The 23,828-nt window shown below is 63.7% G+C and carries 26 protein-coding genes; 10 read left to right on the top strand and 16 right to left on the bottom strand.

What is annotated here, in order from left to right; genetic code table 11:
- Positions 1-151: 151 nt before the first annotated feature.
- The 10 genes from VGN93_RS13480 to VGN93_RS13435 form a co-directional block, all read right to left on the bottom strand.
- The gene (locus VGN93_RS13480; RefSeq protein ID WP_327507907.1) at positions 152-859 is read right to left on the bottom strand and encodes a ParA family protein; all 708 of its coding nucleotides are present in this window, start codon (positions 857-859) and stop codon (positions 152-154) included.
- Positions 860-966: 107 nt separating this feature from the next.
- Positions 967-2,055 (bottom strand): chemotaxis response regulator protein-glutamate methylesterase, encoded by a 1,089-nt coding sequence (locus tag VGN93_RS13475; RefSeq protein WP_319310272.1) that lies wholly within the window; start codon positions 2,053-2,055, stop codon positions 967-969.
- Positions 2,055-2,906 carry a protein-glutamate O-methyltransferase CheR gene (locus VGN93_RS13470; RefSeq protein WP_319310273.1) on the bottom strand — a complete coding sequence of 284 codons (852 nt, stop codon included), beginning with the start codon at positions 2,904-2,906 and terminating at the stop codon, positions 2,055-2,057. Before VGN93_RS13470 ends, VGN93_RS13475 begins: the two co-directional genes overlap by 1 nt.
- Positions 2,907-2,922: 16 nt before the next feature.
- Positions 2,923-3,417 (bottom strand): chemotaxis protein CheW, encoded by a 495-nt coding sequence (locus VGN93_RS13465; protein WP_319310275.1) that lies wholly within the window; start codon positions 3,415-3,417, stop codon positions 2,923-2,925.
- Between the two features lies 1 nt (position 3,418).
- Entirely contained in the window at positions 3,419-5,230 is a 1,812-nt protein-coding gene (locus tag VGN93_RS13460) for a methyl-accepting chemotaxis protein (RefSeq protein WP_319310276.1), read from the bottom strand.
- A gap of 190 nt (positions 5,231-5,420) precedes the next feature.
- Entirely contained in the window at positions 5,421-7,118 is a 1,698-nt protein-coding gene (locus VGN93_RS13455; RefSeq protein ID WP_327507906.1) for a methyl-accepting chemotaxis protein, read from the bottom strand.
- Between the two features lie 17 nt (positions 7,119-7,135).
- Positions 7,136-7,654, bottom strand: a complete 519-nt coding sequence (locus tag VGN93_RS13450) for a chemotaxis protein CheW (RefSeq protein ID WP_327507905.1) — start codon at positions 7,652-7,654, stop codon at positions 7,136-7,138.
- A complete protein-coding gene (locus tag VGN93_RS13445; protein WP_327507904.1) occupies positions 7,651-9,651 on the bottom strand; it encodes a chemotaxis protein CheA in 2,001 nt (666 codons plus the stop codon). Before VGN93_RS13445 ends, VGN93_RS13450 begins: the two co-directional genes overlap by 4 nt.
- Complete coding sequence (locus VGN93_RS13440) at positions 9,648-10,016, bottom strand: response regulator (RefSeq protein WP_327507903.1); 369 nt, start codon at positions 10,014-10,016, stop codon at positions 9,648-9,650. The genes VGN93_RS13445 and VGN93_RS13440 overlap by 4 nt, the downstream gene beginning before the upstream one ends.
- A complete protein-coding gene (locus VGN93_RS13435; RefSeq protein ID WP_327507902.1) occupies positions 10,016-10,342 on the bottom strand; it encodes a hypothetical protein in 327 nt (108 codons plus the stop codon). Before VGN93_RS13435 ends, VGN93_RS13440 begins: the two co-directional genes overlap by 1 nt.
- 365 nt (positions 10,343-10,707) lie before the next feature.
- Here VGN93_RS13435 and VGN93_RS13430 point away from each other — a divergent pair, with 365 nt between their 5' ends.
- The 4 genes from VGN93_RS13430 to modC all read left to right on the top strand — a co-directional run bounded on the left by VGN93_RS13430 (position 10,708) and on the right by modC (position 15,434).
- Positions 10,708-12,432 carry a chemotaxis protein gene (locus tag VGN93_RS13430; protein ID WP_327507901.1) on the top strand — a complete coding sequence of 575 codons (1,725 nt, stop codon included), beginning with the start codon at positions 10,708-10,710 and terminating at the stop codon, positions 12,430-12,432.
- A gap of 171 nt (positions 12,433-12,603) precedes the next feature.
- On the top strand, positions 12,604-13,377 hold the full coding sequence (modA, locus tag VGN93_RS13425; protein WP_327507900.1) for a molybdate ABC transporter substrate-binding protein: 774 nt from the start codon (positions 12,604-12,606) through the stop codon (positions 13,375-13,377).
- A 285-nt stretch (positions 13,378-13,662) separates the two neighbouring features.
- Positions 13,663-14,364, top strand: a complete 702-nt coding sequence (modB, locus tag VGN93_RS13420; RefSeq protein WP_327507899.1) for a molybdate ABC transporter permease subunit — start codon at positions 13,663-13,665, stop codon at positions 14,362-14,364.
- Entirely contained in the window at positions 14,361-15,434 is a 1,074-nt protein-coding gene (gene modC / locus VGN93_RS13415; RefSeq protein ID WP_327507898.1) for a molybdenum ABC transporter ATP-binding protein, read from the top strand. Before modB ends, modC begins: the two co-directional genes overlap by 4 nt.
- A 102-nt stretch (positions 15,435-15,536) precedes the next feature.
- On the opposite strand, the gene VGN93_RS13410 is transcribed toward modC, so the two are convergent.
- Together VGN93_RS13410 and VGN93_RS13405 are read right to left on the bottom strand one after the other, a co-directional pair.
- Entirely contained in the window at positions 15,537-15,896 is a 360-nt protein-coding gene (locus VGN93_RS13410) for a winged helix-turn-helix domain-containing protein (RefSeq protein WP_327507897.1), read from the bottom strand.
- Between the two features lie 81 nt (positions 15,897-15,977).
- On the bottom strand, positions 15,978-17,315 hold the full coding sequence (locus tag VGN93_RS13405) for an aspartate aminotransferase family protein (protein WP_327507896.1): 1,338 nt from the start codon (positions 17,313-17,315) through the stop codon (positions 15,978-15,980).
- A 144-nt stretch (positions 17,316-17,459) separates the two neighbouring features.
- On the opposite strand from VGN93_RS13405, the gene VGN93_RS13400 reads away from it, so the two are divergent.
- Positions 17,460-18,008 (top strand): cupin domain-containing protein, encoded by a 549-nt coding sequence (locus tag VGN93_RS13400; RefSeq protein ID WP_256118447.1) that lies wholly within the window; start codon positions 17,460-17,462, stop codon positions 18,006-18,008.
- A gap of 47 nt (positions 18,009-18,055) precedes the next feature.
- Here VGN93_RS13400 and VGN93_RS13395 read toward each other — a convergent pair whose 3' ends face one another.
- The 4 genes from VGN93_RS13395 to VGN93_RS13380 all read right to left on the bottom strand — a co-directional run bounded on the left by VGN93_RS13395 (position 18,056) and on the right by VGN93_RS13380 (position 22,329).
- On the bottom strand, positions 18,056-18,244 hold the full coding sequence (locus VGN93_RS13395; protein ID WP_256118448.1) for a YegP family protein: 189 nt from the start codon (positions 18,242-18,244) through the stop codon (positions 18,056-18,058).
- Positions 18,245-18,338: 94 nt separating this feature from the next.
- Positions 18,339-20,096: an adenylate/guanylate cyclase domain-containing protein gene (locus VGN93_RS13390; protein WP_327507968.1), complete on the bottom strand. Its 1,758-nt coding sequence runs from the start codon at positions 20,094-20,096 to the stop codon at positions 18,339-18,341.
- A 295-nt stretch (positions 20,097-20,391) separates the two neighbouring features.
- Entirely contained in the window at positions 20,392-21,597 is a 1,206-nt protein-coding gene (locus VGN93_RS13385) for a tyrosine-type recombinase/integrase (protein ID WP_327507895.1), read from the bottom strand.
- A 6-nt stretch (positions 21,598-21,603) separates the two neighbouring features.
- Positions 21,604-22,329, bottom strand: a complete 726-nt coding sequence (locus VGN93_RS13380) for an Arc family DNA-binding protein (RefSeq protein ID WP_327507894.1) — start codon at positions 22,327-22,329, stop codon at positions 21,604-21,606.
- 111 nt (positions 22,330-22,440) lie between these two features.
- Here VGN93_RS13380 and VGN93_RS13375 point away from each other — a divergent pair, with 111 nt between their 5' ends.
- The 5 genes from VGN93_RS13375 to VGN93_RS13355 are packed head-to-tail and all read left to right on the top strand — an operon-like array spanning position 22,441 to position 23,771.
- Entirely contained in the window at positions 22,441-22,629 is a 189-nt protein-coding gene (locus tag VGN93_RS13375; RefSeq protein WP_327507893.1) for a DNA-binding protein, read from the top strand.
- Entirely contained in the window at positions 22,629-22,904 is a 276-nt protein-coding gene (locus tag VGN93_RS13370) for a hypothetical protein (RefSeq protein WP_327507892.1), read from the top strand. The genes VGN93_RS13375 and VGN93_RS13370 overlap by 1 nt, the downstream gene beginning before the upstream one ends.
- A complete protein-coding gene (locus tag VGN93_RS13365; RefSeq protein ID WP_327507891.1) occupies positions 22,901-23,227 on the top strand; it encodes a hypothetical protein in 327 nt (108 codons plus the stop codon). The genes VGN93_RS13370 and VGN93_RS13365 overlap by 4 nt, the downstream gene beginning before the upstream one ends.
- Positions 23,224-23,577 (top strand): hypothetical protein, encoded by a 354-nt coding sequence (locus tag VGN93_RS13360; RefSeq protein WP_327507890.1) that lies wholly within the window; start codon positions 23,224-23,226, stop codon positions 23,575-23,577. Before VGN93_RS13365 ends, VGN93_RS13360 begins: the two co-directional genes overlap by 4 nt.
- Positions 23,574-23,771 (top strand): hypothetical protein, encoded by a 198-nt coding sequence (locus VGN93_RS13355; protein WP_327507889.1) that lies wholly within the window; start codon positions 23,574-23,576, stop codon positions 23,769-23,771. The genes VGN93_RS13360 and VGN93_RS13355 overlap by 4 nt, the downstream gene beginning before the upstream one ends.
- Positions 23,772-23,828 lie beyond the last annotated feature (57 nt).

Genomic DNA, 23,828 nt, shown 5'->3' with positions numbered 1-23,828 from the left:
CCTCCTCCCAGTCGTCATTCGGTTCTATCGGAAAGCCTGCCGCACCTCCTCCCGCGGCAGGCTTTTCCAATTCTGGACCCTGTTTTTCCCTGAAAATGAAAAAGGCCGCAGAATACCACGGCCTTATATGTTTGATCGCAAACGCGAATCGTCAGGCGACGCTTCGAAGGCTCGGTGCTTGGGCCTGGCGGGCGGCGGGGATCTGCTGGAGCACTTCCAGCGCCAGCGCGCGGGCATTCTCCTGCGCCTTGTCGAGATTGCTGACGCGTCTGGCGTCCATCGAGTAGAGCGTGCCGCCGCAGCCGAACATGTCGCGGAAGGCCGAGCGTTCGACGATCGGCGTTTCGAGCAGGTGCACGCGGCGCGCGGCGAGCAGGTCCTTCACGGCATTCATGGCGCGCGTCGTCACCATGGAATTCACCCGGGTGAGCACGACGGAATGGCGGATGCGGATATCCGCCTTGTCTTCCAGATATTGCAGCAGCTCGATGACATTGGCGCCGCCCTGCGCGTCCATCGCGGAGCCCTGCACGGGGATCAGGACATAATCGGAATAACCGACGGCCTTGGCGAGCAGGGAGCTGCGCGAGCCGGGCAGGTCGATCAGCACGAAATTGGCACGTGCCTTCTCGTCGCTGAGCTGCCGGTCGATCGAGCTCATGGTGACATAGGGTACGACGTTCAGGCGGTTGCCGAGTGCGCCTTCGGAATTCTCGAACCAGCGGGTGATCCAGTGTTGCGGATCGGCATCGAGCACCGAGACGCGGTGGCCGAGGCGGGCGAGTTCGGTCGCGAGCAGCAGCACGGCGGTGGTCTTGCCGGCGCCGCCCTTGGTGTTGGCGAAGGTGATGACAGGCATGATGGTCCCCGGATCGGTTCGTGAGCCGGTCATCGCTCCTGAAGAAACACCTTGCATGGTGCTTCGTCATCCTCGCCATTTATGGTTAATGCCGCGTAAAAATCGCCCTACCTTCGCCGGTCGGCGGCGAGGATTTCCCGGGCGATCTGGTCGAGCGGTACGACCCGTTCGACGCCGCCATGCGCGATCGCCTCCTTCGGCATGCCGAAGACGACGGAGCTTGCCTCGTCCTGCGCGACCGTATAGGCGCCGGCCTGGTGCATCTCGGCCATGCCGCGTGCGCCGTCGTCGCCCATGCCGGTCATGATGACGCCCATGGCGTTTCCCCCGGCCGAACGCGCGGCGGAGCGGAAGAGCACGTCGACGGAGGGGCGATGGCGCGAGACGAGGGGGCCTTCGCGCACCGCCACATGGTAGCGCGCGCCTTGCCGCTCCAGCATCATGTGCCGGTCGCCGGGCGCGATCAGCACATGGCCGCGCAGCACGGGATCGCCGTGGACGGCCTCCTTGACCTCGACTTCGCACAGGCTGTTCAGCCGCTTGGCGAAGGCGGCGGTGAATTTTTCCGGCATGTGCTGCACGATGACGAGGCCGGGGGAATTCCCCGGCAGCTGCTCGAGCATGACGCGCAACGCCTCGGTTCCGCCGGTGGACGCACCGACGCAGGCGACCATTTCGGTCGTCTTCGCCATGGCGCGGCCCGACGGCGGCGGTAGTACGGCATCGGCCGTGAGCTTTGCGGTCGGGCCGGTCGGCACGGCCGCGCGGCGGTGGGAGCCGATGCGGGCGACGGCCGCACCCTTCACCGCCTCGCGGATTCGCGTGCCGGATTCGGCAAGATGGTCGGCCGCCCCGATCTTCGGCTTCAGGATGATGTCGACCGCGCCGGCCTCCAGCGCCTGCATCAAGGTTTCCGAGCCCTCTTCGGTGAGCGAAGAGCACATGACGACGGGGATCGGCCGCTGCGACATCAGCTTGCGCAGGAAGGTGATGCCGTCCATGCGCGGCATTTCCACGTCCAGCGTGATGACGTCGGGCATCTCCTCCTGAATTTTCTTGGCCGCCATGAAGGGGTCGGAGGCCGCCCCCATCACCTCGATCTCCGGATCCTGCTCCAGAACATGGGTCAGCGCCTGGCGCACGCTTGCCGAGTCGTCGATGATGAGAACACGAATCTTCTTGCCGGGAAGAACCATCAGAGCTTCTTGAAAATCGTGTTGGCGACCTGGCGCACCGGCAAGGTGATGCCGGTGACCGTTTCGGAATGGCCGACATAGAGCAGGCCGCCGGGCGTGAGGCAGTCGCAGAGTCGCGACAGCACCTTCGCCTGGGTCGGCTTGTCGAAATAGATCAGCACGTTGCGGCAGAAGATCATGTGCATCGGGTCGCCGACCTTGTAGGCGCTGTCCATGAGGTTCAGGCGCGCAAAGCCGACCGTCGAGCGCAAGCGCGGATGGATGCGCACCTCGCTGCGGCCGGCATGGCGGGACGCCATCACATGACGCCGCTGCATGTCTGCCGGAACCGGCAGGACCATGTCGCGCGGATAGACGCCGCGCCGCGCCGCCTGCAGCACGTCGGTCGAAAGATCGGTGGCGAGGATGCGGTAGTCGAGGCCGGCGGTGCCCTCGATGAAATCCTGCATCACCATCGCCATCGTATAGGGCTCGGCGCCGATGGAGCAGGCCGCACTCCACAGCCGCAGGCGCTTGTGACCGGCGGCCACCAGCTCCGGCAGGGCGATCTGCGCCATGTAATCGAAATGCTTCGGCTCGCGGAAGAAATCGGTCTTGTTGGTCGTCACGGCATCGATGAGGAAGATCGCCTCCTTATCGATGCCGCCGTGCTTGAAGAGATAGTCGCAATAGTCGTTGAAATTCGCAATGCCGGTCGCCCGGAGGCGGCGGCGCAGCCGGCCTTCCAGCATCGTCAGTTTCGTCACCGGCATCTTGATGCCGCTGTAGTCATATATGTAGCGCGACAGAGCGTCGAAGTTCCGGCTGGTTAAGCCCTCTTCCGTCGCCTGCGCCCGCAATGCTGCTCCCACACCGTTTCTCCTGTAATTATGCCGTGGCGGCGAGGCGGTTTGCCGTGCCCATCATCGCCATCTCGGTGCTGGAAAACAGCCGTGCGAGATCGACGATGACGACGAAGCCGCCGTTCCGGCGCACCACGCCGGCAATGTAATCGGATGGCCAGCGCACGCCGATATCCGGCGGCCCCTCGATCTCGTCTTCGCGGAAGGGGACGACCTCGAAGACCCGGTCGGCGACGAGGCCGAGGGTCAGCGTCCGCTCGCCGATCGGCACGTCGAGCACGAGTGCGCGCGTGTGCGGCGTCTTCTCCGTCCTCGTCATGCCGAGACGAAGACGGAGATCGATGACCGGCACACCCTGGCCCCGGACATCCCGCAGCCCCAGCAGGTAGTCCGGGCCGTGCGGGATCTTGAAGGCATCCTCATGGTCGAGGATTTCCCGGACGACCGAGACCGGGACCGCAAAGATCTCGTTGTCGAGACTGAAGGTGACGAACTGGGATTCGGAGGATGTGCCGGCCATATTATGCGCTTTCCCTGAAGTCTGCGTCGTCGGCATCCGGGCCGCCCATCGACATGTCGAGGGCAAAGCCGCGGGCACGGGCCTGCTGGGCGTTGACGCTGTTGTCGGATTTGCGAACCTGCGTGGTGACGGGCTTTGCGGCAGCGCGCGTGACCGGCGCCGGACGGCGCTGGACGGGGGCAGCGGAGTTGGAGGCGCGATCGACGCGGAAGAAGGCGATCGAGGTCTGGAGTTCCTCGGCCTGCGCCGCCAGCTCTTCCGAGGTGCCGGACATTTCTTCCGAGGCGCCGGCATTCTGCTGGGTCACCTTGTCGAGTTGCTGGATCGCTTCGTTGATCTGCGAGGCGCCGATATCCTGTTCGCGGCAGGCTGCCGAGATTTCGGAGATCAGTTCGGCGGTCTTGCGGATGTCGGGTACCAGGCGGGTCAGCATTTCGCCGGCCTCGGTGGCAACCGAGACGGTCGTGCCGGACAGCGCGCTGATTTCGGACGCGGCCGCCTGGCTGCGTTCGGCAAGCTTGCGCACTTCGGAGGCGACGACCGCAAAACCCTTGCCATGTTCGCCGGCACGGGCCGCTTCCACGGCAGCGTTCAGCGCGAGCAGGTCGGTCTGGCGGGCGATTTCCTGGACGATCGAGATCTTCTCGGCAATCGTGCGCATGGCGCCGACGGCGCGGCCGACAGCCTCGCCCGAGGCTTCGGCGTCCTTGGCGGACTGGCGGGCGATCTTTTCCGTCTGGGCGGCGTTGTCGGCGTTCTGCTTGATGTTGGAGGCCATTTCCTCCATCGAGGCGGATGCCTCTTCGGCGGAGGATGCCTGCTCGGTGGCACCCTGCGAGAGCTGTTCGGAGCTCGCCGAAAGTTCCTGGCTGCCCGACGACACGTTGTTGGCGGCCGACAGTGCATCGGCGACGACGCCACGCAGGCGCTCGACCATGCTTTCCAGCGAGATGCCGAGCGTATCCTTGTCGGAAAGCGGCTTCGGCGTCACGGTCAGGTCGCCATTGGCGATCTGGTCGGCGATCGTCGCGGTGTTGCGCAGGTTGCCGGTCATGACATTGATCGTATCGACCAGGTCCTTGATCTCGTCGTTCGTCTTGACCTCGATATTCTGGTTGAGATCGCCGATGGAAACGGCTTCCGCCGCAGCCTGGATCTTCTTGAGGCCGGTGTTGATGCCGATCGCGATCCAGAGCGCGATGGCGACGGACAGCACGAACATGATGGCGAGCGAGGCGATCAGCAGATTGCGCGAATTCGTGTATTGGTCGTTCGTCTCGCCGTCGGTCTCGTCGAGGTCGATCGCGATCTGGTCGTTCAGCGCGGTCAGTGCCACCAGAACGGCGGCAGCCGCGTCCCGTCCCTGCGTCATCGAGATTTGAGCCGCCCTGCGGTTGCTGTCGTCGGTGTTTTCGACGGCCAGCCGGATGACATCGTCCTGCAGCTTCTTCCACGCCGGTACGCTGGCGGTAAAGCTATCGAGCTTGGCCTGGACCGTCGCGTCCTGCGACGTCCTGATTTTTGCAACGATGCCGTCGATCTTCGCCTGATCCGCGCGGACCTCGTTGACGAAATCATTGATGAGCTGGGGGTTGGTGTTCAGGATCGCGTTTTTCTCGTCGCGGATCGCGCCCTGTACGGCGTCGGAAAGGTCGCTTGAATCGCGCAGGTTGGTGGCCGGTCCCTGAATGATGCCGGTAATGGCCGAGTTCAGCGAGGAGAGGTTGACGATCGCCATGACGGACATGCCGGTCGATAGCAGGACGAGCAGGCAGAATGCCACGGCCAGTTTGAGTTTGATGGTGAAACGCATTTTCGTAGGGCTCCTTGTCGCAGATGCCGGTGTTGCTGGTCGAGGCGGGGAAGCGCCTCATGAGGCATGCGGAGAAGACCGAGTGCATTCACCCTTCCGCGAGCCGTGGGAACGGCCCTCCACCGGCGCCTACACGCGCCGGGTCGATCTCGCGGCGCACCCGTGCCGGGCGCGCCGCCGTCATTCTTGATCAGGCGCTTTCGCGGAAATCCGCGTCGTCGGCATCCGGGCCGCCCATCGACATGTCGAGAGCGAAACCATTGCCGCGGGTTGCCTTTGCGGCAACGGGTGCCGGACGGTGCGCCGGAGTGGCCGGGCGCTTGATCGCAACGGGGGCTGCCATCTTCGCTGCGGTCGCCCGCAGCTTGTCGGCGTGGTTCGCCTCCTTGCGGCTCGCATTGTCAACGCGGAAGAAGGCAATCGACGCCTGAAGCTCCTCGGCCTGGGCCGCCAGCTCTTCCGACGTTGCCGACATTTCTTCCGATGCGCCGGCGTTCTGCTGGGTCACCTTGTCGAGCTGCTGGATCGCTTCGTTGATCTGCGAGGCGCCGATATCCTGCTCGCGGCAGGCGGCGGAGATTTCGGAGATCAGTTCGGCGGTCTTGCGGATATCCGGCACCAGGCGGGTCAGCATTTCGCCGGCCTCGGTGGCAACGGAGACCGTATCGCCCGAGAGCGCGCTGATTTCGGCTGCTGCCGCCTGGCTGCGCTCGGCAAGCTTGCGCACTTCCGAGGCTACGACTGCAAAGCCCTTGCCGTGTTCGCCGGCACGGGCCGCTTCCACGGCAGCGTTGAGCGCGAGAAGGTCGGTCTGGCGGGCGATTTCCTGCACGATGGAGATCTTTTCCGCGATGGTGCGCATGGCCGTGACGGCGCGGCCGACGGCCTGGCCGGAGGCTTCCGCATCCTTGGAGGACTGGCGTGCGATCTTTTCGGTCTGGGCGGCGTTGTCGGCGTTCTGCTTGATGTTGGACGCCATTTCCTCCATCGAGGCGGAGGCCTCTTCGGCAGAGGATGCCTGCTCGGTGGCGCCCTGCGAAAGGGTCTCCGAGCTTGCGGAAAGCTCCTGGCTGCCCGACGACACGTTGTCGGAGGCCGACAGCGCATCGGCAACGACGCCGCGCAGGCGCTCGATCATCGTGTTGACGTGGCCGAGCAGGTCGCCGATTTCGTCTTTCGAGGAAATCTCTGCAAAGCGGGTAAGATCGCCATCCGCCACGTTCTTCACGACGCTGACGGCCCGGCTGATGCCGCGGTTGATCGAGAACACGATCCAGAAGGCAGCGATGGATGCGACGAGGAGCGCGATGGCCGCGACCGTCACCATGATGGTGCGGGTGCTCTGGTACTGCGCCTCGGCGGTAATCTCGGCGTCATTGAATCTGCTGACTTCCAGCTTGACGACCTCGTCCAGCAGCTGATCGATCTCGTTGGTCACTTCACGGGCCTCGGAGTTCGAGATGCGCGTCGCGCCTGCCGTGTCTCCGGCGAGCGCCAGCGAGCGGACCCGGTCGTCGCTACGGCGGAAGTCGGTCGTGAAGCCGTGAAGCTTGTTCCACAGCACCTTGCCTTGTTCCGTCGCGTTGCCCAGAACCTCCGCGAATGCCGCATCGAACGCCTTGCGGGCTTCATCGCTGAGCGCGATGTAGCCTGTGGTCTGTGTCACGTTCGTTGAAGACAGCATGTTCTTCTGCTGTCTGATCTGCTGGAGTTGCAGGACGTTCAGGGACTGGGAGAGCCTGAGGCGCTCGGCGGGACCGTTCAGCACGTCGCTGAGCGCCGTATTGAGGCCGGCGAGACTCGTGATGCTGTAGGCAGCGGTGCCGACGAGAACGGCGAGCATGAAGCCGAAGGCCAGGAACAGCTTGAGTTTTATGGTGAAGCGCATGGGTCTCTCCTGATATCCTAGTTCGGCGCTTGCGCCGTGCCGGTGCGGTCTTTCTGCGAAGAGAAAATCGCGTGTAAATTGGGAACGATAATGAATTCTCCGCCGCGCTTGACGAGGCAGTTAATGTAGTCGGCGCGCCAGCGCATGCCGATGCTCGGCGGTGGTTCGCTGGCGAGTTTCGGGAGTGTCGTGACTTCGTTGACCTTGTCGGTACGGATGCCGATCAGCGTCGCCTCATCGTCGAGATCGAGCTCGATGACGATGATGCGGCTGTCGATCGTGGTCTCCGTCGCGTCCATGCCGAAGGCGAGGCGGATATCGGCAAGCGGAATGACCTTGCCGCGGAAGTTGATGACGCTGGAAACGAAGGATTTGCTGCCGGGAACACGGGTTTCCGGCAGGAGATCGAGGATTTCCTGCACGACGATCGCCTCGATGGCGAAGGTCTCGCCGTTGAGGTTGAAGGTAAGGACCGATAGCTCGTCCTCGCCGCCCCAGATCGTCTCGTAGTCGAGTTTTCGTGCCGCTTCGCTCATCCTGCCGCCCGCAATTGCGCCTCCTGTTGCTGTCCGACTGCGATGAGATGCGTGACGTCGAGGATCAGGGCGACGCTGCCATCGCCGAGGATGGTCGCGCCCGAGAAGGTGACAACGTCATGGTGCAGTTTGGACATGGATTTGATGACCGTCTGGTGGTCGCCGATGATCTGGTCGACGACGAGGCCGACGCGCTCCGAGCCCGTCGAGATGACGACGACCTTCTGGTGCTGGTCGGGCTCGGTGCCGGTCCTGAACAGTTCCCGCAGCCGCAGGAAAGGCACGAGGCTGTCGCGCAGCGAGATGAAGCTGCGCCCGCGCGAGCGAAGATCGTCTTCGAGCGACAGTTCCAGGCACTCTTCCACCGCCGAAAGCGGGATGACGTAGCAGCCCTGGCCGACGCGCACGAGAAGACCCTCGATGATGGCGAGCGTCAGCGGAATGCGCAGCGACACGGTCGAGCCTTCGCCCGGCTTGCTGACAATGTCGATCGTGCCGCGCAGCGCCTCCACCGTCTTCTTGACCACGTCCATGCCGACACCGCGGCCGGAAAGGTTCGTCACCGCCTGGGCGGTGGAGAAGCCGGGCTGGAAGATCAGCTGGAGCAGGTCCTGGTCGGTGAGGGTCGCGCCCGGCTGGATGATGCCGGAGGCCTCCGCCTTGGCGCGCACCCGCTCGCGGTTGATGCCGCGGCCGTCGTCCTTGATGGTGATGATGACCTCGCCGCCCGTCTGGTGTGCGGAAAGGATGACCTGGCCCTTCGCCTCCTTGCCGGCGGCAAGGCGCTCTTCCGGCTTTTCCAGGCCATGGTCGATCGAGTTGCGCACGAGATGGATCAGCGGATCGGCGAGCCGGTCGATGACCGTCTTGTCGACCTCGGTGGTTTCGCCCTCGGTGATGAGTTCGATTTCCTTGCCGGTTTCGCGCGACAGGTCGTGCACGAGGCGGCGGAAGCGGCTGAAAAGGCTCGCGACCGGCATCATGCGCAGCACCATCATCGTGTCGCGCAACTCGCCGGAAAGCCGCTCGATTTCTTCCGAGACCGAGCGCAGGCCGAGATCGGCCGCCGTGCCGGCAAGCTGGGTGAGGCGGGACTGCGCGATGACGAGCTCGCCGACGCGGTCCATCATCTCGTCGAGCCGTTCGGCCGGAACGCGGACGTTTTCGGCGGATTTGTTCTGCTTGGAATCGTTGGCGGCCTGGATCGCCGGCGCCTCGCGCTCGGCGACGACCACCGCCTTGGCGACCGGAACGTCGACCGGCTTCGGTACGGAGGCCGGCTTTTCCCCGGCGACTTCCGTGATCTCCAGCTCCATGTCGTCCATCACGAAGATGAAGACGTCCTCGATATCGGCGCGCGGCCGCTCGGTTTTCAGCGTCACGTCCCAGCCGAGATGAATGTCGCGCGGCTCGAGCGTCGCGAGATCCGGCACCTGCGAAATGTCGGCGACGATCTTGCAATCGCCAAGATCGCGCATTTCGTCGAGCAGGCCGAGCGGATTGGTGCCGTTCGCCATGGCATTGGCCGGCAGGCGGAAGCGGATGCGCCATTCGCGCAAACCGCCGGCGTCGGCCTTGACGGGCGTGGCAGCGGCGGCAACTGCTACCGGGGAAGGGGAGCCCGCCCCGTTGACGGCGCGGTGCAGGTTGTCGAGCAGGCTGGCGCTCATCGCATCATGGTCGCCGTTCGGCGTTTCGAGCAGCGCGCGCATATGATCCTGCGCCGAAAGCACGGCCGAGACCAGCTCGTGCGTGGCGGGCACGTCGCCCTTGCGCACCCGGTCGAAGGCGGTCTCGCAATGGTGGGTGAAGGCGGCGAGCGCGTCGAAGCCGAACATCGCGCCCGACCCCTTCAGCGTGTGAAGGCCGCGGAAGACGGCGTCGATCTGGTCGCGGTCGTCGAGGCTGCGTGTCAGATCCAGAAGGCCGGACTCGATCTGTTCCAGCAGTTCGGCGGCTTCTGTCCGGAAGACTGAGATCGGGTCCGGGTTGCTCATTTGCCCAGCACCTTCTTGGCGATCTTGACGAGGCTTTCCGGATCGAACGGCTTGGTGAGCCAGCCGGTCGCACCGGCGGCCTTCGCCTGGGCCTTGATCTCGCCGTCGGATTCGGTGGTGAGGAAGATGACCGGAACGCCCGTATGCGCCGGCAGCTTGCGCAGCTCCCGGATCATCGTCAGGCCGTCCATGTTCGGCATGTTCAGGTCGGTGACGACGAGGTCGTATTCGCCGCCCTTCAGCTTGTTCAGGCCGTCGACGCCGTCGACCGCCTCCGTCACCGTATAACCGGCATTGGAGAGAGTGACGCGCGTCGTCAGCCGGATGCTGGCGGAATCGTCAACGGTCAAGATCTTCGCGGTCATCAATTCTTCTCCTGATGCAACCAGAAATGTGCGGCGTCCGGCGTCATGTCATCGAGGAAACCGCCACGCTTCAGCACGTCGTAGAGGTCTCCGGCAGCGGGCCGGGCAAGTAGAACGCGCCCCGCCTTGATCTCCGCCTGTTTGCGCGCCGCCGTAACGAGCTGCACGAAACTAAGGTCGACCTGTGCTTCCTCATCGATATCCAGGACTGCGGACGTGTTTCTATTCAAGCAGTCCAAGATCAACTCTTGAACTGCCAATATATTCTTGATGGTGAGTGTCGTTGGTAAGGTTAACGACGGATCACCCGGCAGGGTTGACGACATGGAAGCCTCGATAATCGTTTGGGGACAAAGTATTTCCCGCGCTAGATTCCCAAGTCACGCTTAATGAAGGGTAAAGTTCGGTTGCTAATTTCATCCATTGGTAGATATAGGGCTGCGTCCACACCGCCTCACCCTAGGGCAGGAAATCTACTTAATTAGTTGTTTTGTAATGATAATAAAAAAATTAGATATAAGTAATATTATTTATCAATCCCTAATTCTAGGGATGCCTGCATCCTCGGGTAGTGGTGCCGAAATGGACCTGCGGGGGCGCAAGTGAGCTAGATAAGGGATGGCGAATTTACTGCGCGTTACAATCTTCGGCCTAGTGTGCCGCTTACGGGTTCTTGTGAGTGGGGTATGGCGTGTCAGGAATAACAAGCGCAAAGCGCGCGGAGCGACAGACGGCTGAAGTCGAACTCGTATCGCGCCTTGAAGGAGCCCGCTCGCGCATCGAGCAGCGGTTCCTCGATGGCGGCGTCGTCCTGCTCAACGTGCTCGATGTCCTCAACCGGCTGGTCGCAGCGCTGGAAAACCTTTCCGGTTCGCTGGGCGACGAGGCCGCCGAGGCAACGATCGGCCGGCTTGTCGCGACCGTCGACCAGCTGACGGCACTGCCCGGCATCGAGGAGATGCGCCAGCAGCGCCTCGGCAATGTCGCGGTGACGGAAAAGTCGCTCGGCGCCTATATTGCCGACATGCAGGAGACGCTGCGCTATCTCCGCACCTTCGCCACGACCGCCAAGATCACCGGCGCCGCCATTCCGGACTTTTCCGGCTTTGCGGAAGAAATTCTCGAACGCATCCAGTACGGCCGAACCCAGGTCGATGCTCTCGGCGCGAAGATCGGCACGCTGAGCAGCGTGATCGGCTCCGCCTCGACCGGGGGCGGGGAGGCGCTGGAGCGCTTTCGCCGCAGCGTGCCGGATATTGCCGGCAACCTGTCGCGCAATGCCGGCGACCTCACGGCCCAGCGCCGCCACCTCTCGCAGCTCGCCGCCAAGGTCGGCGCCTCGGCGCGCCAGGTGCAGACCAAGGTCGCGACCACGCTCTCGGCCATGCAGATCGGCGATATTACCCGCCAGCGGATCGAACATTGCCAATCCGCCTTCACCTTCCTGGAAGACTATCTAACCGCCGGAACGCTCGACGCGGAGGCGGCCGGCCGCCTGACCGCGCTCGTGCGCCATCTCGTCCATGCGCAGCTCGGCGAGATCGCCCGCGATTTCACCCGCGAGTGCAAGACGGTTGTCGGCACGATCCGCAGTTTCGGCGCCGATATCGACGGGTTGATGCTGCTCTACGGCGACATGGACGCCGCCGACGGCAAGTCGGCCGACCGCGCCATGCGCATCCTGGAGGCCGACATTGCCGCGGCGCGCGCCGTCGTGCGCGATATCGAACAGGCGGCCGACAAGGCCAATGCGCTCGGCCTCAGCACGGTCGAGACCGTTCATGAACTGCTGAAGGGCGTCGAGACGATCAAGCTGGTGCGCACCGACATCCAGTACATGGCGCTCAACACCAACCTGCGCTGCAGCAAGCTCGGCGAGGAGGGACGCGCGATCAACGTCGTGACGGCGGAACTTCGCACCTTCTCCGCGCGGCTCGACGAGACGGCCGAACATATTCTCGTCGCCCTGCAATCGCTGGAAGACGATGCCGGAAGGCTGAGCGAGGCGGGCGCCAGCGCCGGCGGCTCGCTCGATGCGCATCTGGAAGAAGCGCTCGACCATATCCGCCACGCGGGCGCCCGCATGGAAGAGGACATGACGGCACTGCGCGCCTGCGGCGCGGACGTTTCCGCCAAGGCTGGCCAGACCATCGCCGACCTCGATTTCAACGCCGAACTCGGCGACGTGCTGGCCGATTGCTCCGCCCGCGCCGGCGACCTCCTCGGGCACGAGCTTCCCGACCTGTCCGGTCTCGACGAAGCAATCGCCGATCTCGGCAGCCGGATTTCGCGAACCTACACCATGGTTTCCGAGCGCGAGGTGCACGCCCGCATCTTCGGCACCCCGATGGACGCGCCAGCCGAATCGACGGCCGCGAAGACCGACGACGAACTCTTCGACGACGCGTTGTTCTAGGCTACCGGATTTCCCGATGAACCTCATGGCTTGCCCGGACGGCCTTTACGGCCGTTTGGCGGCGGTCTGTTTCCCTGTATTTTTGAAAATATAGCGCTGGCAAAGCCGGAAGCATCGATATATTCAAAAGGATATCACGCTGCCCGAAGGCAGGACTATGGGAGAACAGGAATGAACCGTCGTCTGCTTCTGAAACTCGTCGTTGCCGCCTTTGCGGCATTCCCGCTCGCCCTGCCGGCCGCCGCCGCGGAAAAGGTCACCGTTTTCGCCGCCGCCAGCCTGAAGAACGCCCTTGATGCGGCCAACGCCGCCTGGTCGAAGGAAACCGGCAACGAGACGACGGTCTCCTATGCGGCAAGCTCGGCGCTCGCCAAGCAGATCGAGGCCGCCGCACCCGCCGATCTCTTCATCTCGGCCGACCTCGCCTGGATGGATTATGTCGCCGAAAAGAAGCTGGTCAAGGACGACACCCGCGTCAACCTGCTCGGCAACCGCATCGTGCTCGTCGCGCCGAAGGACAAGGCGTCGACCGTCGAGATCAAGGACGGCTTCGACCTCGCCGGCCTCGTCGGCGACGGCAAGCTCGCCATGGGCGCGGTCGAGACCGTGCCGGCCGGCAAATACGGCAAGGCGGCGCTCGAAAAGCTCGGCGTCTGGTCGTCGGTCGAAGGCAAGGTCGCCGGTGCCGAAAGCGTGCGCGCGGCACTCGCCCTCGTCTCGCGCGGCGAGGCGCCCTATGGCATCGTCTACCAGACGGATGCCGCTGCCGATCCGGGCGTCGCCATCGTCGGCACCTTCCCGGAAGACAGCCACCCGCCGATCATCTACCCGGCCGCCATCCTGAACGAATCGAAAAGCGCCGCCGCGGCCGCCTATCTCGACTTCCTGAAGTCCGAAAAGGCCGCCCCCTTCTTCACCGAACAGGGTTTTACCATCCTGAAGTAAGACGAGCCTCGCGACAGTTTTGGGCGCTAAACCCGGGGCTGTCTGATTTCACGGCTTTGCTGGCAACCCTATGACCTTGTCGCACCCCCCTCTGCCCTGCCGGGCATCTCCCCCTCAAGGGGGGAGATCGGCAAGCGGCGATATCCGCGCTTTGATAGCGGCGTGGGAGATGGGCGAAACGGCGTCCCATCCAATCTCCCCCCTTGAGGGGGAGATGCCCGGCAGGGCAGAGGGGGGTATTCCTCCCAACGTCCCAGAAGATACCCCCGGATCGGGAGAGACGCCGTGGACTGGCTAGCTCTCAGCGAGGAGGAATGGACGGCGATCCGGCTGAGCCTTAGGGTCTCGGCGGTTGCGGTTTTCGCCAGCCTGCCGCTCGGCATTCTGGTGGCGCTAGCGTTGGCGCGTGGCCGCTTCTGGGGCAAGTCGCTCCTCAACGGCATCGTGCACATGCCGCTGATCCTGCCCCCGGTCGTCACCGGCTTCCTGCTGCTCATCCTGTTCGGCCGGCGCGGCGCCATCGGCTCGGTGCTCGACGAATGGTTCGGCATCGTGCTGTCCTTCCGCTGGACGGGGGCGGCGCTTGCCTGCGGCGTCATGGGCTTTCCGCTGATGGTGCGCTCGATCCGTCTCTCCATCGAGGCCGTCGACCGCAAGCTGGAGGAGGCGGCCGGAACGCTCGGCGCCAGCCCCCTCTGGGTCTTCCTCACCGTCACCCTGCCGCTGATCCTCCCCGGCGTCATCGCCGGCATGATCCTCGCTTTTGCCAAGGCGATGGGCGAGTTCGGCGCGACCATCACCTTCGTCTCCAACATTCCCGGCGAAACCCAGACCCTGTCCGCCGCCATCTACACCTTCACCCAGGTGCCCGGCGGCGATGCCGGCGCCATGCGGCTGACATTGGTCGCGATCGCCATCTCGATGGTCGCACTCTTGGCCTCGGAAGTGCTCGCCCAGCGTATCGGTCGCAAGGTGCACCTCGAATGAGCCTCGTCGTCGAAGCCCGCCACCGGCTCGGCGATTTCTCGCTGGATGCCGCCTTCAGCGCCGACGGCGGCGTCACCGCGCTGTTCGGCCGTTCGGGCTCGGGAAAGACCTCGCTGGTCCGCATCATCGCCGGCCTGACGCGCCCGGCGGAAGGCCGCGTGCTGCTCGGCGACGAGGTGCTGGTCGATACCGCACGGCGCATCTTCGTTCCCGCCCACCGCCGCCGCTTCGGTTATGTCTTTCAGGAAGCGCGCCTCTTCCCGCACCTGACCGTCCGCCAGAACCTCAATTACGGCCGCTGGTTCTCGCCGAAGGGCGCCCGCGCCGAAAATCCGGAACGCGTCGTCGACCTGCTCGGCATCGCCGACCTGCTCGACCGCCAGCCGGCCAACCTTTCCGGCGGGGAAAAGCAGCGCGTCGCCATCGGCCGGGCGCTGCTCGCGTCTCCCCGCCTGCTCCTGATGGACGAGCCGCTCGCCGCCCTCGACGAGGAGCGCAAGGCGGAAATCCTGCCCTATCTGGAGCGCCTGCGCGACGAAGCCGGCATTCCCATCGTCTATGTCAGCCATTCGGTGGCCGAGGTCGCGCGCCTGGCCGACCGGGTCGTGCTGATGGCGGGCGGGCGCATCGAGGCGGTCGGTGCCGCCTCCGACGTGCTCGGCGGCCCGCGCCTGTTCTCTGCCGCCGACCGCCGCGAGGCCGGCAGCGTGCTTTCCGGCCACGTCGAGGCGCGCGACGCCGCCCATGGCCTCGCCACCATCCGCCTCGATGGCGGCGCGACGATCCTCGTGCCGGGTGCCGCCGTTTCGCCCGGCGAGACGGTGCGGCTGCGCATCCCCGCCCGCGACGTCATGATCGCGACCGTGCGCCCGGAAGGTCTCAGCGCACTCAACATTCTGGAAGGCATCGTGGAGGCGATCGAGCCGGACGGCGAGGGCATGGTAAGCCTGCGCATCGCCTGCGGCGGCGATCCCGTCCGCGCCCGCATCACCGCATTTTCCGTCGAGCGCCTCGGCCTTGTGCCGGGCCTCTCCGTTCACGCCGTCATCAAGACGGTGGCGCTGGAATAGAGCAATTCCAGCAAAAGTGCATAGCGGTTTTGCGTCCGGAATTGCGTAAAAACAAAAAGATAGAGTGTTTTCGCGATTCGAAGAAAAGCCGAAACGCTCTATTCAGTCGGCGAGCTGCCCGACGATCCAGTCGATATCGTCGGCAAGGGCTGCGCGCGCCTTTTCCTCCATCGCCTGGTAATGCGCGATCAGCGCCTCGCCGAAGGGGGTCAGCACCGCCCCGCCGCCCTGTTTTCCGCCGCGCTGCGATTCCACCACCGGCGCACGAAACAGCCGGTTCATCTCGTCGACGAGCAGCCAGGCCCGGCGATAGGACATGTCCATCGCCCGCCCGCCGGCCGAAATCGAGCCGGTGCCCTTGATATGGCAGAGAAGCTGGATCTTGCCCCGGCCGAGGCGCCCCTCCGGCTCGAACTGGAGGCGGAAGATGATTTTCGGCTCGGTCTTGGCGGATGCTGACATGAATGTGGGCCCGTACTGCTACGGGCCCAGCTATAACAGCGTTTTTCGCAAATTGCAGTCGACGCAATTCCAGGAAAAAGTTTACGCCGCGCGCTTCAACGCGTCGCCGAGGATCGAGACGATGTCCTCGAAGTGCTGCTTCTCCGCGATCAGCGGCGGCGAGAAGGCGATGATGTCGCCGGTCACGCGGATGAGCAGGCCCTTCTCGAAGCAATCGACGAAGACGTCATAGGCGCGCGTGCCGGGTGCGCCATCGCGCGAGGCTAGCTCGATGCCGGCGATCAGGCCGATGGTGCGGATATCGATGACATGCGGCAGGCCCTTCAGCGAATGCATCGCGGTCTGCCAGTCGTCCTCGAGCTCGGCCGCGCGGGTGAGCAGACCCTCGTCGCGGTAGATGTCGAGCGTCGCGATGCCCGCGGCGCAGGCTGCCGGATGGCCGGAATAGGTATAACCATGGAAGATCTCGATGGCGTTTTCCGGCCCATGCATCAGCGCGTCGTGCACCTTGCGGCTGGAGAAGACCGCACCCATCGGGATCGCACCGTTGGTGAGGCCCTTGGCGGTCGTCACCAGATCCGGCGTGACGCCGAAATAGTTGGTGGCAAACGATGCGCCGAGGCGGCCGAAACCCGTAATGACCTCGTCGAAGATCAGCAGGATGCCGTGCTTGTCGCAGATCGCGCGCAGCCGTTCGAGGTAACCCTTCGGCGGGATCAGCACGCCGGTGGAGCCGGCGACGGGTTCGACGATGCAGGCCGCGATGGTTTCCGCGCCATGCAGCGCCACCAGACGCTCAAGATCGTCGGCAAGCTCCGCGCCGTGCTCCGGCTGGCCCTTCACGAAGGCGTTCTTGGCAAGGTCATGGGTGTGGCGCAGGTGGTCGGAGCCGGGAAGCTGCGGGAAGACGCGGCGGTTGTTGATGATGCCGCCGACCGAAATGCCGCCGAAACCGACGCCGTGATAACCGCGCTCGCGGCCGATCAGGCGCGTGCGCGTGCCCTGGCCGATCGCCCGCTGGTAGGCGATGGCGATCTTCAGTGCGGTGTCGACCGATTCGGAGCCGGAGCCGGTGTAGAAGATGCGGTCGAGCTTGGCGCCGTCCGGGCCGGGCGCGATTTCGGCGAGCCGCTCGGCGAAGTCGAAGGCGATCGGATGGCCCATCTGGAAGGAGGGCGCAAAATCCATCTGGGTGAGCTGGCGCTCGACGGCGGCGGCGATCTGCCGGCGGCCATGGCCGGCGTTGACGCACCAGAGGCCGGCCGTGCCGTCCAGCACGCGGCGCCCGTCGGCGCTGGTATAATACATGCCTTCGGCGGCGGCGAGCAAACGCGGCGCCGCCTTGAACTGGCGATTGGCGGTAAAGGGCATCCAGTAGCTGTCGAGCACCGGTGCATTGGGCTTGTTGTGGGCGTTCATGGCAGATCTCCTCTGGCTGGCGCGATAGACGCCATGATTTGCGATGCCGAACAAGTCCTTTTCTGATTGACGCCAAGCCTTTGAAAAGAAAGGATATGGAATCCGGGATTTGCGATATTCCGAACATCTAGAACAGGAAAGATCATGTCGGTCGATATCGGCGGCAGGCTGCGCCATCTGCGTCTCGCCCACAATCTGTCGCAGCGCGAGCTTGCCAAACGCGCCGGCGTCACCAATTCGACGATCTCGCTGATCGAATCGAACGCCTCCAACCCGTCCGTCGGCGCGCTGAAGCGCATCCTCGACGGCATCCCCATCGGGTTGGCGGAATTCTTCGCCTTCGAGCCGGACCGGCCGAAAAAGGCGTTCTACCGGTCGGACGAACTGGTCGAGATCGGCAAGGGCCCGATCTCCTTCCGCCAGGTCGGCGACAATCTGTTCGGCCGCAGCCTGCAGATCCTGAAGGAGTGCTACCAGCCCGGCGCCGACACCGGAAAGGTGCCGCTGGTGCATGATGGCGAGGAGGGCGGCATCGTGCTCTCCGGTCGGCTGGAGGTGACCGTCGACGACGAGCGCCGCATCCTCGGCCCGGGTGATGCCTATTATTTCGAAAGCCGCCGGCCGCACCGCTTCCGCTGCGTCGGCCCGGTGCCCTGCGAGGTCATCAGCGCCTGTACGCCGCCGACCTTCTGAACGACAAAAAGCCCGCCGATGGCGGGCTTTTCCAGGGTTGGACCCGATCAGGCCTGCGCTGTCGTCGTGTCTTCGACGGGCGCGCCGGGGCCGTTCTTCTTGATCGAATCGATGGCGTTCTGGGCGCTCGCCTTGCTGGAATAGCCTTCCGTGGAGAACATCACTTCGCTGTTGTACTTGAAGCGAACGCGAAACTCGCCAGCCTTGTCCTTGTAGATCTCGAACTTATGCGCCATGGGTGTCCCCTCCGTGCAGGTGTGAATCGACATGTGCAACCTGCCAGTCGGGCAAACCGCTGACAAGAGTGCCGGCAATTTCTGTGGTGGAGAGTTAGCCGGCCACAGGAGCACCGAGGAGCAAACGAAGCTCCTCGCTTTCGCGAAAACACGCGACCTCGATAGGCTCCTGTTTGCCGGCCAGCAGCACGGGCGCGAATTCGAACGTCTGCTCCCGGCCGGCGGCCATCAGGATCGCTTCCCTGGAGGCGACCATGATGGCGTCCAGCCGCTTGGTCTGCGCCTCCAGGCGCGCCGCGACATTGCCGGTATCGCCGAGGAACGGCATGCCCTCCAGGCCGCCCGTCCATTCGGTGCCGACGACCGCGACCCCGACATGCAGGCCGATGCCGACCCGCAGGGGCTCGTTCAGCTCCTGGTGCAGGTCCTGGTTCAAGGCATCGATGCCCTCCCACAGAAGCAGGGCGGCGCGAAAGGCGTCGCGCGCCGCATCATGCGTCGGGCCGTCCGCGCCGAAGACGCTCATCACGCCATCGCCGGCAATGTTGGTGACATGGCCGCCGCTTTCCCGCACGGCCGTGGAGACCGCCTTGATGTAGCGCTCGACGATGAAGAAGGTGTCATAGGGCAGGCGGTCGTCGGCAAGCCGGGTGGATTGGCGCAGATCGACGAACAGTGCTGCCACCTCGGTTTCCCGGCGGGCCGAGGCAACCTGCGCGAACGCGCCGCCCTTCGTCTGCGCCGCGGTGGCGGAATGCACCAGCGGCACGACGGCGAGGTCGTGTTGGGGCCGGATCTGGCAGGCGAGCCGGATCGACGGCGGCGCCCCGATCCGCCGCAACAGGCGCTCTTCATCGCCCGCCGCGGCCGGCAAGGCCTCCCCGCCGGCGACGATCTCGATGCGACAGGTCGAGCACCGGCCGCGACCGCCGCAGACGGAGGCGTGCGGGATGCCGCACCAGCGGCTCGCCTCCAGCACGCTGAACCCGACCGGGACGGAGACGGTGCGCGGGCCGGGATAGGTGATCTTGACCGAGCTGAACCGCGAGGAATGCCAGTCGCGCGCCAAACGCAGCACGAGGATGCCGCCGAGCAGCGCGAGGTAAGCGAGGGTAATGCGGTCGGCGATCGCACTGGCCTGCGCCGTCGCGTTGGCGGCCACCGAGCCGGGTGCTTCGTAAGCCCCGGGCGACAGGTAGTCGATGCCGAGGGCCGCGAGCGCGCGCATGTCCAGCCCGGCATTGACGAAGCCGAGGATCGCCAGCACAGGCACGAGCGTCGCGAGCGACATCAGGACCGGAACATGGCGCGCATACCATTGTTTCGTCCGAAGCCAGGCCCGCACGCCGAGACAGCCGTGAATCCACACGGCGAGGATCAGCAGCAACTGCCGCGGCAGGCCGATCTGGGGATTGGCGACCCACAGCGCATAGATGATCTTGTCGAACCCGACCCGGGCGCCATAAACGCTCTTCAGATAGGCGATCGAACCGGCATGGGCGAAGAGCACGGCGGGTATCGCAAGGCCGAGGATCAGCTGCACCGCATCGACCGGAGGCAGCCGCAAATGCCGCCGCCGGTAGAGCGCGCGCAAGCCGAGCGCGGCATGAACGCTCATCGAACCGTAGAGCAGCACCCGTCCCGGCGCGCTCTGCCACGGGTCGAAAAGCACCAGGCTCGCCATGTCCATGGCCTCCACGGAGCGGATGCCGAACGCCTGGTTCAGAAGATGCATCGTCGCATAGAGAAACAGGACCAGCCCGGTCCAAAGCCGAAGCCGGCGCAAAAACGCCCTCGAGGCCGCCGGCCGCCCATCGCTTTCGCCGCGAAACCCTTGCCGTGGCGCCCCCACGTCGCTCAAGCAAAAGCCCCGCCAAATTTGTCGGCAAACCACCGCCGCATGCACATCATCGACAACAACTTTCGGCACCAATCCGCGATTTCATGTGTCAACTAGCAACCCGACCCCCGATTGCAACCGCAATCCGGCACGGTTCCCCGCGAATGCTAACAGCATTCTGATAGGCAAGGGGAAAATATACGGGAGAAGAGATTGGCTGGGGAACCTGGATTCGAACCAAGATTAACGGAGTCAGAGTGTTTCCTTTATCGCTGACCTATAAGGGGATTTTCGACGCATGTCGCACTCATGTCGCACTGACGGCAAAAAGGGCCTGTTCGGCAGCAGCCATTTCGGCGCCTTCGTCTTGTGCTGGGAAGAGGTGGCCATAGGTATCGAAGGTGACCTGGATGGAACTGTGCCCCATCCGAGATTGGACAGCTTTGGCCGTCAATTCTAGCCCGCCATCCGCCTTGCGGTTGATGCACCAGGATGCGTACCAGTGGCGCAGCGCATGGAAGCCGGAATACTTCGGAGCCATGATGGGGTTCCCATCTTCGTCCTTCCTTTCAGTCGGCACCATCAACCCCGCCGCGGCTTGAGTTGGCCACAAGCCCCTCTGCAGCATGTTCTGGTGATACTCGATGTTGCCTGCTGTGTTAGGGAAGACCAGCCCCGCCTCGCTCTTGGGGCAGGCCAGTTTCCATTCCTTGAGCGTGTTCACGGCGAAAGGGGGGAGCGGTACTGTTCGCTGACCCGCTTCGGATTTGGGCATGCCAACAACACCATATCGGTCCGCGCGCTGGCGAACGTGAAGGGCCGCCTTCACGAGGTCGACGTCTTCCCACCGGAGGCCTCGCGCTTCACTCGCCCGTATCCCGGTAAAGATCATCGTGACCAGAAGCGGTCGATACCGACCAGTGGCGGCATCTAGGATGGCGCGGATTTCAGCGTTGGTTGGGATGTCGGTCCCCACTCTGAGTTTTGCTTTCGACCGCTTATCAGATGCTTTGGTGCCGGATCTGGCCTTAGAGAGTTCATGAACCGCATTGCGCACTACGAGGCCGCGACCTTGGGCATCCGCGAGGATGCTGCCGAGACTTACGGTAATCCTCTTCACCATCGCCGCAGAGCAGCCTTTGCCTCGTAGATCATCCTGAAAAGAGCGGACCCAGGGGGCGGTAACTTTCGTGAGCTTGGTCGAGCCTGCCAGAGGTTTGATATGCAGATTAAGGTGCTGCCGTCGCTGATCGAGCGTGGTGCGCTCCAGGCTCGCCGCATCCCCAGACAGGAGCCACAGCTTGCCAGCCTCCTCTATGGTCACCGTTGCGCTGTCGGCGACGTGAACGCCTTCTCTGACCTCTACGGAGGCAGTGGCTGCGAAAGCATCCGCCGCCTTCTTCAGTTTGAAGGTTTTCAGCCTGCGCTTGCCCGTAGTGTCGAAGTAGTCGACCACCCAGGCTGATTTCTCTTCGCCCTTCGGCGTGGTCCATGTGCGTTTGCGGACAGACATGGAGGGCTACTCCGGGAGTTTGAAGGGGTCGTAGTTCAACTCGGGGATCTCCTCATTCGGATCTCGTCGAAGGCGATCCTGCTCGAACGTTGAGAGAGCTTGGAACGCTAAACGCCTTTCAATTTCATCTTTCGGTATTTTACGGACAATCTCCGCAGCCCCTTCGGTGTCGCCCTTGCTAAGCCGTTCGACAATTTCGGACAGTGGTCCGCGGGGAATGATTTCCATGAGATGTAGGCCGTCCTTGAACGGGTCTGGTCTCTTTGGAGGTGGAACAGCATACTTCTCGTAGTTGCCGGTCAGTTCAAACGCCTCGACTTCTTCCTCGGTGAAATTGTCGGCCTGCTCGTCGACGGCCTGGTGGAAAGCTGCTTCATCTTCGCGCTGACGGTATGATTCCCAAAGCTCTCGCACTGCTTCGCGCGTCTCAGCATCAACACCGGTCACTCGCCCGGAAACGATCCCATTGACCGTCTCCTCGAACCTGCTGACGAATTCATCTAGTCGGGGGTCGCCCCGGCCAGCACTCAAAATGTCAAGCATCTTCCCTAACTCTTCCAGTCGATCGTCCACGGGCCACTGCATTGGCCACTCGCGTTCCAGGACGCGGATAATCTCGTGGTTCATGCTCGTGCCCTGCCGCTCAGCGTAAGCCTTGATACGATCTCGAAGCCCGTCCGGCATGCGAAGGACGTATTTGTCTTGAGGTTGGACTATAGGTTTTTTGCTCATGATGGCTATCAGCCACGGGATAGGGGTTGACGCAATACCAGCTACTAGCCATTATTGGCAAGTGGCTACCAGCCATAACATCTATCGATGCCATCGACGAGAGGCAAATTCATGGCTGATACTGAGACGAAAATCGACCTCATCTGGGAGGTTGAAGAGATCGCGAAGCTTATTGGCAGGTCACCGCGCCAAACGTTCCATATGCTTCAAAAGGGTGAGCTTCCGGCCAAAAAAGTTGGCGGCCGCTGGGTTGCAGAGCGCAACACGCTACTTGCCTTCTTTCTGGAGACAGCCGCCTGATGAGCGCTCAGTCCGCCCAGCAGGTATGGAGCCATGTCGAAATAGACAGTGGCTTCGTGACCTCGATCACCGTCATCGACAATACAGGCCGGCGCACAATCCCTTACGCTGCCGGTCGTCTGACGTTCTTCGTTGATCTTATCGACGCGCGTGGCGCAAGGCTTTCCATGTGGAGCGGGCGAAACTATCAGCTCGCCCAGTACGAGGCGGAAGCCTGCAAGCGCGACTTCGGTGTGGCCGAGATAGCCGACCTGACGCGGGGTGCCCGCGCATGAACTCTCCTCAACTGATCTTCTCCGACAGCACGATCGTCAACTTGGCAATTGCCGAAGTCCATGTCGATGGAATGCCCACGGCTGTTGAAGTCACTGTTTTCAAGGTCGGGAGCGTCACAGTTACAGACGAGGCGGGGGTTGAGCGCAGCTATGGCCGTATGTGCAGGGACTTTGCATGGGCTGTGGACCTGCTTCTCGATGACGGCAACCGGGCAACTCTCGCGATCTCTACCGACCAGGGCGACGTCGAGCGCATCGCTGAGTGGGGTAAGGCTACCTTCAATGTCCCTGTGATCAATACGCCAAAGGCGGGCCGGGCATGAGCGATGGGCTTTTCCTCTTCAAAGATCCGAACACGGTGATGAATAGCGCGATCGACCGCGCCACGGGTGAGCGTGATGCCAATGCCGTTACCTCAGCCATAGAGGTCGCGTTTTTCCGGCCTGTCCGAGTTACCCTGGAAGACGAGCACGGCATCTCTCGATCCTATTCAATCGCTCTGCCGGCAAACCTCTGGGCGGTCGATCTTCTCCTTACCGATGGCACGCGGGTTCCGATGGCCTACAGCCCCAGCCAAGAGGACGTGCAAGGGATCGCGGTCTACACGCAAAACCAGTTGAAACCGAATGGCGACATCCCGATCCTCGACGCCGCTGGGACCGGCAGCGCATGAGTGAACCAGTCACCAGCGCCAAGGTGGACGGAGCCGCCCGGTGGCTTGCCGAGCAGGCAGAGCCGCCGCATCCGGCCGTCCCAGCGCTCAAGAGCCGCTTCGATCTCAGCGCGGTCGAAGCGTGCAAAGCCATCGCGCTCGCCCAGCATTACCGGGCAAACCCCTCCCGAGACGATGAAAGGAACGATGCATGACAGCGTGCAGCACCCGGATGCCGGCGATTTACCGCCAGGCACGGAAAGGCCCTGCCG

The organism is Shinella sp., from assembly GCF_035998705.1.
In the GTDB taxonomy this organism is placed as follows: Bacteria; Pseudomonadota; Alphaproteobacteria; order Rhizobiales; family Rhizobiaceae; genus Shinella.
The sequence above is the reverse complement of the archived record's forward strand: the minus strand, read 5'-3'. Positions and strand labels throughout refer to the sequence as shown.

Coding starts and splice junctions, on each gene's coding strand:
- VGN93_RS13480 (WP_327507907.1), bottom strand. CDS start 859: ATGCCTGTCATCACCTTCGCCAACACCAAGGGCGGCGCCGGCAAGACC.
- VGN93_RS13475 (WP_319310272.1), bottom strand. CDS start 2,055: ATGGTTCTTCCCGGCAAGAAGATTCGTGTTCTCATCATCGACGACTCG.
- VGN93_RS13465 (WP_319310275.1), bottom strand. CDS start 3,417: ATGGCCGGCACATCCTCCGAATCCCAGTTCGTCACCTTCAGTCTCGAC.
- VGN93_RS13460 (WP_319310276.1), bottom strand. CDS start 5,230: ATGCGTTTCACCATCAAACTCAAACTGGCCGTGGCATTCTGCCTGCTC.
- VGN93_RS13455 (WP_327507906.1), bottom strand. CDS start 7,118: ATGCGCTTCACCATAAAACTCAAGCTGTTCCTGGCCTTCGGCTTCATG.
- VGN93_RS13450 (WP_327507905.1), bottom strand. CDS start 7,654: ATGAGCGAAGCGGCACGAAAACTCGACTACGAGACGATCTGGGGCGGC.
- VGN93_RS13445 (WP_327507904.1), bottom strand. CDS start 9,651: ATGAGCAACCCGGACCCGATCTCAGTCTTCCGGACAGAAGCCGCCGAA.
- VGN93_RS13440 (WP_327507903.1), bottom strand. CDS start 10,016: ATGACCGCGAAGATCTTGACCGTTGACGATTCCGCCAGCATCCGGCTG.
- VGN93_RS13435 (WP_327507902.1), bottom strand. CDS start 10,342: ATGTCGTCAACCCTGCCGGGTGATCCGTCGTTAACCTTACCAACGACA.
- modA (WP_327507900.1), top strand. CDS start 12,604: ATGAACCGTCGTCTGCTTCTGAAACTCGTCGTTGCCGCCTTTGCGGCA.
- modC (WP_327507898.1), top strand. CDS start 14,361: ATGAGCCTCGTCGTCGAAGCCCGCCACCGGCTCGGCGATTTCTCGCTG.
- VGN93_RS13410 (WP_327507897.1), bottom strand. CDS start 15,896: ATGTCAGCATCCGCCAAGACCGAGCCGAAAATCATCTTCCGCCTCCAG.
- VGN93_RS13405 (WP_327507896.1), bottom strand. CDS start 17,315: ATGAACGCCCACAACAAGCCCAATGCACCGGTGCTCGACAGCTACTGG.
- VGN93_RS13400 (WP_256118447.1), top strand. CDS start 17,460: ATGTCGGTCGATATCGGCGGCAGGCTGCGCCATCTGCGTCTCGCCCAC.
- VGN93_RS13395 (WP_256118448.1), bottom strand. CDS start 18,244: ATGGCGCATAAGTTCGAGATCTACAAGGACAAGGCTGGCGAGTTTCGC.
- VGN93_RS13385 (WP_327507895.1), bottom strand. CDS start 21,597: ATGTCTGTCCGCAAACGCACATGGACCACGCCGAAGGGCGAAGAGAAA.
- VGN93_RS13380 (WP_327507894.1), bottom strand. CDS start 22,329: ATGAGCAAAAAACCTATAGTCCAACCTCAAGACAAATACGTCCTTCGC.
- VGN93_RS13375 (WP_327507893.1), top strand. CDS start 22,441: ATGGCTGATACTGAGACGAAAATCGACCTCATCTGGGAGGTTGAAGAG.
- VGN93_RS13370 (WP_327507892.1), top strand. CDS start 22,629: ATGAGCGCTCAGTCCGCCCAGCAGGTATGGAGCCATGTCGAAATAGAC.
- VGN93_RS13365 (WP_327507891.1), top strand. CDS start 22,901: ATGAACTCTCCTCAACTGATCTTCTCCGACAGCACGATCGTCAACTTG.
- VGN93_RS13360 (WP_327507890.1), top strand. CDS start 23,224: ATGAGCGATGGGCTTTTCCTCTTCAAAGATCCGAACACGGTGATGAAT.
- VGN93_RS13355 (WP_327507889.1), top strand. CDS start 23,574: ATGAGTGAACCAGTCACCAGCGCCAAGGTGGACGGAGCCGCCCGGTGG.